The organism is Streptomyces sp. NPDC006552, from assembly GCF_040611655.1.
Lineage (GTDB): Bacteria > Actinomycetota > Actinomycetes > Streptomycetales > Streptomycetaceae > Streptomyces.
In genome coordinates, this window is record NZ_JBEXOS010000024.1 from 47,138 (window position 1) to 58,484 (window position 11,347).

At 73.2% G+C, this 11,347-nt stretch carries 6 protein-coding genes; 3 read left to right on the forward strand and 3 right to left on the reverse strand.

Going from position 1 to position 11,347, the window contains the following annotated elements; genetic code table 11:
• Nucleotides 1–92: 92 nt before the first annotated feature.
• Genes ABZY33_RS16395 through ABZY33_RS16405 form a run of 3 tightly spaced genes read left to right on the forward strand, consistent with a single transcriptional unit; the run spans nucleotide 93 to nucleotide 7,431 of the window.
• Nucleotides 93–3,557: a CDP-glycerol glycerophosphotransferase family protein gene (locus tag ABZY33_RS16395; protein WP_356492245.1), complete on the forward strand. Its 3,465-nt coding sequence runs from the start codon at nucleotides 93–95 to the stop codon at nucleotides 3,555–3,557.
• Nucleotides 3,554–6,289, forward strand: a complete 2,736-nt coding sequence (locus ABZY33_RS16400) for a CDP-glycerol glycerophosphotransferase family protein (protein WP_356492246.1) — start codon at nucleotides 3,554–3,556, stop codon at nucleotides 6,287–6,289. The genes ABZY33_RS16395 and ABZY33_RS16400 overlap by 4 nt, the downstream gene beginning before the upstream one ends.
• On the forward strand, nucleotides 6,286–7,431 hold the full coding sequence (locus ABZY33_RS16405) for a glycosyltransferase (RefSeq protein ID WP_356492247.1): 1,146 nt from the start codon (nucleotides 6,286–6,288) through the stop codon (nucleotides 7,429–7,431). Before ABZY33_RS16400 ends, ABZY33_RS16405 begins: the two co-directional genes overlap by 4 nt.
• 25 nt (nucleotides 7,432–7,456) lie before the next feature.
• On the opposite strand, the gene ABZY33_RS16410 is transcribed toward ABZY33_RS16405, so the two are convergent.
• The 3 genes from ABZY33_RS16410 to ABZY33_RS16420 form a co-directional block, all read right to left on the reverse strand.
• Nucleotides 7,457–8,338, reverse strand: a complete 882-nt coding sequence (locus ABZY33_RS16410) for a carbohydrate ABC transporter permease (RefSeq protein ID WP_356492248.1) — start codon at nucleotides 8,336–8,338, stop codon at nucleotides 7,457–7,459.
• The gene (locus ABZY33_RS16415; RefSeq protein ID WP_356492280.1) at nucleotides 8,335–9,663 is read right to left on the reverse strand and encodes a sugar ABC transporter permease; all 1,329 of its coding nucleotides are present in this window, start codon (nucleotides 9,661–9,663) and stop codon (nucleotides 8,335–8,337) included. Before ABZY33_RS16415 ends, ABZY33_RS16410 begins: the two co-directional genes overlap by 4 nt.
• A 127-nt stretch (nucleotides 9,664–9,790) precedes the next feature.
• Nucleotides 9,791–11,158: an extracellular solute-binding protein gene (locus tag ABZY33_RS16420; RefSeq protein WP_356492249.1), complete on the reverse strand. Its 1,368-nt coding sequence runs from the start codon at nucleotides 11,156–11,158 to the stop codon at nucleotides 9,791–9,793.
• Nucleotides 11,159–11,347 lie beyond the last annotated feature (189 nt).

Below are 11,347 nucleotides of genomic sequence, written 5' to 3' on the forward strand. Positions count from 1 at the left end.
CTCAGATGGCCCAGGACCGGTGACCGGGCGCGACGGCACCGGTTGTGCACGCAAAGGCCCCTGTCGTCCGCCGGAAGGAACGTGCGCAGCGCATGACACCCCGCCTCACCGTCGTCGTCCCCGTATACAACGTCGAGGAGTACCTCGGCGCCTGCCTGGAGTCGCTGGCGGCGCAATCCGTGCCGGACCTCGAGGTCGTGATGGTCGACGACGGTTCCACCGACGGCAGCGGCGGGATCGCACGCGAGTACGCCGCGCGGGACCCCCGGTTCCACCTCGTCGAACAGGCCAACGCCGGCCTGGGAGCCGCCCGCAACACCGGTGTGCGGCACGCCACCGGCACCTTCCTCGCCTTCGTGGACAGCGACGACGTGATCCCCGAGGGCGCGTACGAGCTGATGCTCGCCACCCTCCAGGCGTCCGGCTCCGACTTCGTCACCGGCAACGTCTTCCGGCTGCGCGCCGACGGCACCACCGAGCAGTCGCCCATGTTCCGCAAGGTGATGGCCACCAGCCGCCCGGCCACCCACGTCACCCGCGACTGGGACCTGCTCGCCGACCGCATCGCCTGCAACAAGGTGTTCCGGCGCGCCTTCTGGGACGAGCACGCCCTCGCCTTCCCCGAGGGCGTCCTCTTCGAGGACATCCCCCTCGTGCTGCCCGCCCACTTCCTGGCCCGCTCCGTCGACGTCCTGAAGGACACCGTCTACCTGTGGCGCGACCGCGAGGGCTCCATCTCCAACCGGCGCGCCGTGCCCCGCGCCATCCGCGACCGCACCGCCTCCGTCGCCCACGTCAGCCGCTTCCTCGCCGGCCGCCCCGAGTGGCGGGAGGCCAAGCGCCGCTACGACGCCACCGTGCTCGGCGGCGACCTGTGGATGTTCATGGAGGCGCTCCCGGACGGCGACGCCGCCTACCACGAAGCCTTCCTGGATCACGCCAACTCCTTCGCCGACAGCGTCGACCCGGCTGTCGCCGACACCCTGCCGGTCGGCCTGCGGGTGCGCTGGCGCCTCATCCGCGAGCGCCGCCTCACCGAACTGCTCGCCCTCATCGCGTACGAGAACGCCAACTCCGGCGCCTTCCGGGTCCGCCGCACCCCGCGCGGCCGGCGCGCCGACTTCCCCGCCGTGACCGGCCGGCTGCCCCGCAAGGCCGCGGGGCTGACCCGGGCCGAACTGCCGCTGGAGGCCCGCGTCACCCACGCCGCCTGGAGCGAGGACGGCCTGCTGCGGCTCAAGGGCTACGCGTACGTGCGCAACCTGCCCCCGGGCCGCGTCCGCGCCCGCGTCCGCCTCGCCTGGCTGCGGGCGGGCCGGCGCCGGGCCGTGCCGCTGTGGCTGCGCACCGTCCGCTCGCGCGAGGCGACCCTCGCCTCCCGGCAGGGGCTGCACAGCTACGACCGGACCGGGTTCGAGACCACGGTCGACCCGGCGCGCCTGGTCACCCGGCGCACCAGCACCACCTGGAACCTGGAGCTGGGCGCGTACGCCGGCGGTCTGCTGGCGCGCACCGGGCCGGTCCGGATGAGCGGCACGTGTCCGCTGCCCGTACGCCACCTCGACGACTTCCTGCGGATCACCCCCGCCCTGCGCGAGGGCCGGCTGCGGCTGCGCGTGGAGCGGCTGCGCGCCCGCCTCACCGGACACGAGTGCGACGGCGAACGCGTCCGGGTCACCGGCGAGCTGAAGTCCGCGAAGCAGGCCGCACCCGTCGCCGTGCGGATCGAGAACCGGCGTACCAAGGAAGCCCACGACCTGCCGCTCGCCCGCGACGGGCGCGCCTTCACCGCCGACGTGCCGCTGGCCCTCTTCGGCGGCCCGCCCGGACCCGCGGACCCCTGGGGCCTCAGCCTGGTCGGCGCCGACGGTGCGCCGGCGCCGCTCGCCGCGCGCCCGGACACCGCGCCCGGCCGCTACGGCCTCGGCGGCGGCCGCGAGCTGATGGTGCTCGCCGACGCCGCCGGCAACACCGAACTGCGCGACCAGACGGTCCGGCCCGTCGTCGACACCGTCCGCTGGGAGGAGGACGGCCGGCTGCTGCTCGCGGGCAGCTACCCGGACACCGCCCACCGCGAACTGGTCCTCGTGCACAGCGGCCACGACGAAGAGGCCGTCGTGCCCGTCCGGCTCGCCGACGGCCGCTTCGAGGCCGCCCTGTCCCCGCACGCGCTCCCCGGCCCGGCCGGCACCCTGCCGCTCGCCGAGGGCAACTGGTACCCGTCGCTGCGCGCGAGCGGCGACAGCGACCCCGACGGGCGCGTCCCCCTCCTCGTCGCCCCCGCCCGCCACCCGGACCTGCCCCTCGTCAAGGCCCTGGGCGGCCGCGACTTCGTCGTCCAGCGCCGCCACCACGACCACCTGCTGCTCACCTCCGGCAGCTCGCTGCCCGAGCCGGACCGCGGTCGCGGCGCCCAGCAGGCGCTGCGCCGCGCCTACGTGGACCAGCGCACCCTGCCGCGCCGCGACGCCGTCCTGTACGTGAGCTTCGACGGACGCCAGTACTCCGACTCGCCGCGCGCGATCCACACCGAGCTGGAGGCCCGCGGCGTCCCCCTCGAACACCTGTGGGCCGTCCGCGACCAGCAGGTCGAACTGCCGCCCGGCGCCACGCCCGTCGCCCTGTGGAGCGCCGCCTGGCACGAGGCGCTGGCCCGCAGCCGCTACATCGTCACCAACACGCATCTGCCCGCCTGGTTCGAGCGCGCCGAGGGCCAGTACGTCGTCCAGACCTGGCACGGCACCCCCCTCAAGCGGATCGGCCGCGACCTGCTGGGCAGCGCCTCCGCCGACGCGCAGTACATCGCCACGCTGCCCGACCGCGCCGCCCAGTGGTCGCTGCTCCTCTCCCCGAACAGCTTCGCCACCCCGGTCCTGCGCGGCGCCTTCGGCTACACCGGCTCCGTCCTCGCCGGCGGCTACCCGCGCAACGACGTGCTGCACGCCCCCGACCGGGACAAGCACGCCACCGCCGTCCGCGAACGCCTGGGCATCCCCGAGGGCAAACGCGTCATCCTCTACGCCCCGACCTGGCGCGAGAACCAGCCCCGCCGCTCCGACCGGTACGGGCTCGACCTCCAGCTCGACCTGGCGGCGGCCCGCGCCGCCCTCGCCGACGACCACGTCCTGCTGGTCCGCCGCCACTACCTGGTCGGCGGCGCCGTGCCCGCCTGCGACTTCGTGCGCGACGTCACCCGCTACCCGGACGCCGCCGACCTCCTGCTCATCGCGGACGTGCTGGTCACGGACTACTCCTCGATGATGTTCGACTTCGCGCAGACGGGCCGCCCGATGCTCTTCCACACCTACGACCTCGACCACTACCGCGACACCCTGCGCGGCTTCTACTTCGACTTCACCGCCCAGGCGCCGGGCCCGCTGCTGCGCAGCAGCGACGAGGTGATCGCGGCCCTCCTGGACCCGGACGCCGCCGTCGCCGGGCACCGGGAGGCCTACGCGCGGTTCCGGGAGGCGTTCTGCGACCTCGACGACGGCAGCGCCGCCGCGCAGGTCGCCGACGCGATGCTCGCCCACGGCGCGGACGGGGGCCCGCGATGACCCCCGCCCAGACCACCGCCCAGGCCCCCGACGTCAGCGTCCTCGTCGACTGCCCGGCGGACACCGGCCCGGACCGGCTGGCCGCCACCCTCGCCTCCGCCGCCGCGCAGACCCTGCGCCGCACGGAGACCGTCGTCACCGGCGCCGGAGCCGCGGCCGCGGCCGCCGCCCACCCCGGCCGGGTCCGCACCGGCACCCCCCGCGGCACCTACGTCCTGCCGCTGGCCGCCGGGGAACTCCTGGACCGCCACGCCTGCCGCAACCTCCACGCCACCGCCCGCCGCACCGACGCCGACCTCATCGCGGGCCGCTGGACCCGCCTGACCGGCACCGGCACCCAGGAGCAGGCCCCCGCCTGGCACTCCGCCCTGTACGGCAGGTCACGCGTACTGACGGCGGCCGGCCAGGCACCGGAGCTGCTCACGCGGCCCGCGCTGAGCGCCGGGTACTGCGTGCGCCGGACGCTGTGGCAGGCGGCGGCGCCCGACGCGCGCGACGGGCTCGACCTCGCCCTCGCCGCCCGCCGCATCGCGCTCGTGCCCCAGCTGATCACCACGCACCGCGCCGCCCCCGACCCCTGCGCCGACCTCCCCGCCGCCACGGCCCGCCATCGGCACGCCCTCACCCTCATCACCGACCCCGCGCTGCGCTCGGCCCGCGCCCACGCCTTCGCCGCCGACGCCGTACTGCCCTGCGCCCGCGCCCTCCCCGGCCTCCCGCGCGCCCGGCGCGCCGAACAGGCCGCGCAGGCGGCGCAGTTGCTCACCGGGCTGCTCGACGAGGCCGTGCTCGACGCGCTCCCGCCGCTGGAGCGCGTCGCCGTGGCGCTGCTCGCCGACGGGGACGCGGAGGGCGTGCACCGCGCCGCCCGGGCCCTGGAGCGGCCCGGCACCGTCGTCTCCGCCCTGACCCGCGCGGACGGCCGCGTCCACTGGAGCCCCCAGCACACCGGCAGCGCCTACGACGTGACCGAACTCGGCCACCAGTACACGCCGCTCGGCGACCTCCCCCTCCTCAACCACGTCACCCGCTGCGCCCGCGAGGACGGCCTGCTCGTCGTCGCGGGCGAGGTCGTCGTGCCGCTCGGCCTGACCGGCACCGCCCGCCCGCGGACCCTCACCGGCACCCTCGACCTGCGGGCGCGCGGCGGCGGCAGGACGGTGACCGTGCCCGTGGCCGACGTCCGGCTCAGAGACGGCACCACGCTCACCTGGCGCGCCGCCGTGCCGCTCACCCGGGCGGTGCGCCCCCGCGGCATCGGCGACCGCACCTGGGACCCCGTGCTGCGCCTCGGCCTCGACGGTGAACTCCTGCGCCCGCTCGACCTGTTCGCCGAACCGGACACCGTACCCGGCCCGGCCGCCGCGCTCCCGGCCCGGCCCCGCCTGACCCGCCTCACCGGCGACACCTGGCAGCCGTACGTCACCGGCCGCCACCAGCTCGCCCTGCACCTGGCGGCCCGCGCACGGCCCGCCCGCACGGCCGCCGCCGTCGCCCACTACCTCACGCACTTCCGCCCCGCCCGCACCGTCCGGCAGCTGGCCAGGAAGCTCCGCAAGAGGTACGAGGCCGTGCACACCCAGCGCTTCAAGACCCGCGTCTACCAGCGGTTCCTGCGCCATCTGCCGGTCAGCCGCGGCACCGTCGTCTTCGAGAGCCACATGGGCAAGACCTACGGCGACAGCCCGCGCGCCGTCCACGAGGAGCTGGTCGCCCGGCGCCGCGGGGCGCGCGTCGTGTGGTCGTACGCCACGTCCCCGGCCGGGTTCCCGGCGGACGCCACCCTCGTACGCCGCTGGTCCTGGCGGTACCTGTGGGCGCTGGCCCGCGCCGAGTGGTGGGTCGACAACCAGGGTTTCCCGCCCGCCCTCGACAAGCCGGCGCACACCACCTACCTCCAGACCTGGCACGGCTCCGCGTACAAGCGGATGGGCTTCGACGAGATCCGGCACAAGACGCAGAACGCCCCGCAGCGCGAGCGGCTCGCGCGCGCCGTCGGCCGGTTCGACCACTTCCTGGTCCGCTCCGAGCACGACGTGCGCACCCTCGCCCGCGCCTACCACATCCCCGAGGAGCGGCTGCTGCGCGTCGGCTACCCGCGCAACGACCGGCTCGTCGCGGCCAGAAGACGCGACGAACGCGAGGGCCGCTTCCCCCGCCCGGCCCCCGCCGCCGCCCTCGGCATCCCCGACCACCGCACGGTCGTCCTGTACGCGCCCACCTTCCGCGGCACCCCGAAGGGCAGGACGGCGCAACTGCCCCTCGATGTGCGCGCGTTCGCCGAGCGGTTCGGGGACACGCACGTGCTGCTCGTACGCGCCCACTACCTGGAGGCGGCGACCCTGCCCCGCACCCCGCCGGGCACCGTCCTCGACGTCTCCGCCCACCACGACGCCCAGGAACTCCTGTGCCTGGCCGACGTATTGGTCACCGACTACTCCTCGATCATGTTCGACTACGCCCTCCTCGACCGCCCGCTCGTGCACTTCGCACCCGACCTCGACGCGTACACCGCCGAGCGCGGCAGCTACTTCGACCTGCGCGCCCGCGCCGGCGGGCCGGTCGTGGCCACCCAGGACGAACTGCACCGCGTCCTCGCCGGGATCAAGGAGGCCGACGGCGACTGGCAGGAGGCGCGGCGCGCGTTCGCCGCCGAGTTCGGCACGTACGACGACGGCGGGGCCGCCCGCGCCGTCGTCGACGCGCTCTTCACGCGAAAGGCAGGCTCATGACCGCGGCCCGCGATCTCTTCCTCGTCGCCAACAGCACTGACGAACTCGGCGGCGTCACCGCCTGGACCCACCAGATGGCCCGCCTGTTCACGAGCGCCGGCCACCGCGTGCACGTCGTCGGCGTCCACGAGTCCGAGCTGAAGATGGCGGTGCCCGAGACCCCCGGGTACCGCGTGACCAGCCTCTACGAGCGGCATCCGCCGACCCCCCGGCCGCTGCGCGGCGCCCGCCGGCTCAGCCCGCCCGCCCGCCGCGCCGAGCGCCGGCGGCTCGCCGCGAAACAGCGGGCCCTCACCACCCTGGAGTCGGTCCTCGCGCCCGCGCCGCCCGGCTCGGTCGTCGTCGTCACCCAGGTGTGGCCGATGGAGTGGCTGCGGGAGCTGGACACCGCGCATCTCACGGTCGTCGGGATGAGCCACGAGTCGTACGCGTACTCCCGCGCGAGCCACCGCTACGGCTGGGTCAAGCGGCACTACCCGCACGTCGACCGGTGGCTGGTGCTCACCCAGGAGGACGCCGACATCTGGGCGGCCGAGGACCTGACCAACGTGGACTTCATGCCGAACGCCCTCGCCCACCTGCCCGCGGTGCCCTCGCCGCGCACGGAGAAGGTGGTCTGCTCGATCGGCCGGCTCGCCGACCAGAAGGGCGTCGACATGCTCCTCGACACCTGGGCGAAGGTCGCGCCGTTCCGCGCGGACTGGCAGCTGCACGTGTACGGGGCCGGCGCCGACGAGCCCGCGCTGCGCCGGCACTGCCGTGAGCTGGGGCTCGACGGATCGGTGCGCTGGCGCGGGCGCACCGACGACGTGCCGGGCGCCCTCGCCGCCTCCTCCGTCTTCGTGCAGTCCTCACGCGGCGAGGGCTTCCCGCTGGCGCTCATGGAGGCGATGGCCAGCGCCGTGCCGTGCGCCGCGTTCGACTGCGCCCCCGGCGTCCGCGAGATCGTCCGCGACGGCGAGGACGGCCTCCTCGCCCCCGTCGGCGACCTCGACGCCCTGGCCGACCGGCTGCTGCGCCTCACCGGCAACCCGCGGCTGCGGGACACGATGGGGGAGCGAGCCCGCGTCAACGTGCAGCGGTTCTCCGAGGAGCGCGTCCTCAGGCTGTGGGACGACCTGTTCGAGCTCCTGGAGCGCTGAACCCCGGCCGCGGACAGCCCCTCGGCTACTTCACGGCGCCCGCCATCACACCGGAGACGAACTGGCGCTGGAACGCGAAGAACACGGCCAGCGGCACCACCATGGAGATGAACGCCCCCGGGCCGAGCACGTCGACGTTGTTGCCGAACTGCCGGACCTGCGTCTGCAGGGCGACCGTGATCGGCTGGCTGTCGGTGTCGGTGAAGATCAGCGCGACCAGCATGTCGTTCCACACCCACAGGAACTGGAAGATGCCGAGCGAGGCGATCGCCGGGCCGCCCAGCGGCATGACGACGCGGACGAACAGGCGCAGCTCGCCCGCGCCGTCGAGTCGCGCCGCCTCCAGCAGCTCGCGAGGGATCTCCGCGAAGAAGTTCCGCAGCAGGAACACCGCGAACGGCAGCCCGAACCCGACGTGGAAGAGGATCACCCCGAAGATCGAACCGAAGATCCCGATGTCGCCGAAGAGCTCGGCGATCGGCACCAGCGCGAGCTGCACCGGCACCACGAGCAGCCCCACCACGATGAGGAACCACCAGTCCCGGCCCGGGAACTCCATCCACGCGAACGCGTACCCGGCCAGCGAACCGATGACGATGACGAGCAGGGTCGCGGGGACCGTGATCAGGGCCGTGTTGAGCAGCGACCTTGTGACGTCGGCGTTCTCCAGCAGGCTCGCGTAGCTGTCGAAGGTGAGCTGCGAGGGCTTGCTGAACACCTTCCACCAGCCGCTGCCCGCCATCTCGTCGGGGCTGCGCAGCGAGGACAGCAGCAGCCCCACCGTGGGCACCAGCCAGACGGCGCCCACCACGATCAGGACGAACTGCAGGATGCCGCCGCCGACCTTGTCGGTGACGCGGCCGGCCAGGGACCGCCGCTTCTTCACTGTCTCGTCGACGGTGGTCATCGTCGCTCCTCCCGCCGCAGACGCCGCATGTTGAACCACATCACCGGGATCACCAGGAGCAGCAGGAGGACGGCGATCGCGCTGGCAAGTCCCTCGTTGCCCTCGCTGAACGCGGACCGGTACAGCTGCAGCGCCAGCACGTTGGCGTCGTCCTGCGAGGAGTTCGGCGCGATGATGAAGATCAGGTCGAAGATCTTCAGGACGTTGATCATCAGAGTGACCAGGACGACGGCGAGCACCGGCGCGAGCAGCGGCACCGTGACGCGCCGGAACACCTGCCACTCCGTGGCCCCGTCGACCCGGGCCGCCTCGAGCAGCTCCCGGGGGATGCTCGCCAGCCCGGCCCCGATCAGCACCATCGCGAAGCCCGCCCACATCCACACGTACGAGACCATGATCGAGGTGGTCACGATGTTGAGGTAGAGGTCGAAGCCGCCCAGGTGGATCGTGAAGAACTTCTTGTCGCCGAGCCAGTCGACGCCGTTGTAGGCCTCCTTGAAGTTCGACGCCGGCAGCCGCAGCTTCGCGCCGTCGGCCTCGGCGGGCAGGCTGAACGTGCCGTCGGCCGCGGCAGACGTGGCGGCCACCACCTTGCCGCCCTTGACCGCCTCGATCCGCATGCCCGGATAGCCCAGCTCGGTGGCGTCGACGCCGTTGACGCCGCCCGCGCCCTTGCCGAGGGTGAAGTCCTGCCAGACGGTGCCGGTGATCCCCGAGCCCGCGGCGGGCGGCTCCTTCGCCGGACCGGCGCCCTTCGGCATCTGGTCGGCGGCGACCCCGACCAGCGCCAGCTTCACCGGCTGCCCGGCGCGCACCGGCTCCTTGGTGAGGTAGGGGCCGCCGCTCCGGCCGGCGAGCGTTCCGTTCGGCCGCGGATGCGCCTTGGGGAAGGCGGAGGACTCGGCGAACGTGTCGTGGACGCCGACCCAGACCGCGTTCACCGCGCCCTTGTCCGGGTCCTGGTCGTAGACGAGCCGGAAGATGATGCCCGCGGCCAGCATCGAGATCGCCATCGGCATGAAGACGACCAGCTTGAACGCGGTGCCCCAGCGGATCCGCTCGGTCAGCACGGCGAAGATCAGGCCGAGCGCCGTGGCGACCGTCGGGGCGAGCACCACCCAGAAGATGTTGTTGTTGATCGCGGCCTTGGTGTCCGCGCGGGTGAACAGCGTCTCGTAGTTGTCGAACCCGATGAACGAGCTGCCCGACGAATCGAAGAAGCTGCGCACGAGCGAGTACCCGATGGGGTACACGACCAGCGCGCCGAGCAGCACGAGCGTGGGCAGCAGGAACAGCAGAGCGACCGTTCGGCGGGTACCGGTCACGCTCTTGGACCGGGAGGGTCTCTGGTCGGCGGGAGGCCCGGCCGGAGCCGTCAACTCGCCCGTGGTGACGGGAGACTTGACGGCGCGGTCCGGGCCGTCGCCCGCGGCGGCGGAGGTCATCGCCGCGTCAGTCCTTGTACGCCTTGGCCGCTTCGGCCTCCAGCGCCGCCTGGGTGCCCGCGACGTCCTTCGGGTCGGCCAGGAAGTCCTGGAGCGCCTTCCACTCGCCCTTGCCGGGGGTGCCGCCGAAGGCCTGCGGGGTCTGGTCCGACATGTCGAAGCGGAAGTCGTCGCCCGCGTCGATGAGCGCCTTGGCGATGGTGCGCTGCACCTCGTTCGGGTACGCCGACACGTCCACGCTCTTGTTCGGGGAGAGGTACCCGCCGAGCTTGGCCTGGATCGTCGCCGCGTCGGGCGAGGCCAGCCAGGTCACCAGCGCCTGCGCCGCCTTGGAGTCCTTGAGGATCACCGCGGCGTCCCCGCCGCTGACCACCGGCGCGTCGGCGCCGACCGCCGGGAACGGGAAGACCTTCGCGTCCGAACCGATCTTCGCCTTGGTCTGCTCGATGTTGACCTGCGCGAAGTCACCCTCGTAGACCATGGCGCCCTTGGGCTGGTCGCCGCCGGTGAAGGTCTGCTCGACCGACTTCGTGAACTCGGTCTGCAACGCCGCCTTGTTGCCGCCCGCGAGGAAGTCGCTCTTGCCCCACAGCTGCGCGAGCGTGGTCAGCGCCTGCTTGACCGACGGGTCCGTCCACTTGATCTCGTGCTTGGCCAGCTGGTCGTACTTCTCCGGGCCCGCCTGGGAGAGGTAGACGTTCTCGAACCAGTCGGTCAGCGGCCAGCCGTCGGCCCCGCCGACCGACACGGGCGCCACCCCCGAGTCGTAGATCGACTGCGCGGTCGCCAGGAACTCCTTCCAGGTCTTGGGCTCCTTGGCCGCCGCGTTCTCGAAGACCGCGGTGTTGTACCAGACCAGCGACTTGTTCGCGGCCTTGTAGTACGCCGCGTACTGCGTCCCGCCGACCTTGCCCAGGTCCTGCCAGCCCTGGCTGTAGTTCTTGGTGAGCTGGGCCTGCGCGTCCTTGCCGAGCGGCTTGGCCCACTTCTTGTCCACGGCCTGCTTGATGGCGCCCGGCTGCGGCAGCATCGCCACGTCCGGCGGGGCACCACCGGCCACCTTCGACCCCAGGAAGTTGATGATCGGGTCCTGGGCCGGCACGAACGTGACCTTCGCGCCCGTCCGCTTCTCGAACTCGGCGAGGACCTGCTTGAAGTTCTTCTGCTCGTCGCCGGTCCACACCGCGGCGATCTCCAGCGACGCACCGTCCAGCTTGGGCAGTTGGACCCCCGAAGCGGGAGCCTTGCTGTCGCCCCCGCCCGACGTGTCGTCCTTGTCGTCATCCCCGCACGAGGTGAGCCCGAGGGCCAGTGACCCCACGGCCACGGCCACCAGGGCTCGGCGGAATATGGGTGTACGAAGAGTGCTGCGCATCGCTGCCCCGTTCTCATCCTGGACGCTGAACGTACGTACTGAGCGCTGTCCCGTGCGCACTGGTCTACGCCCGACCAGGGGAAACCGGCAAGGGTGCCAGGGCCGTCCCGGCGGTGATCGTGACGGGGTCGTGATGCGGCAACGCCGTTTTGGCGGGCAGGAGTTGAGGTGGGTACCCGGGTGGTGTGT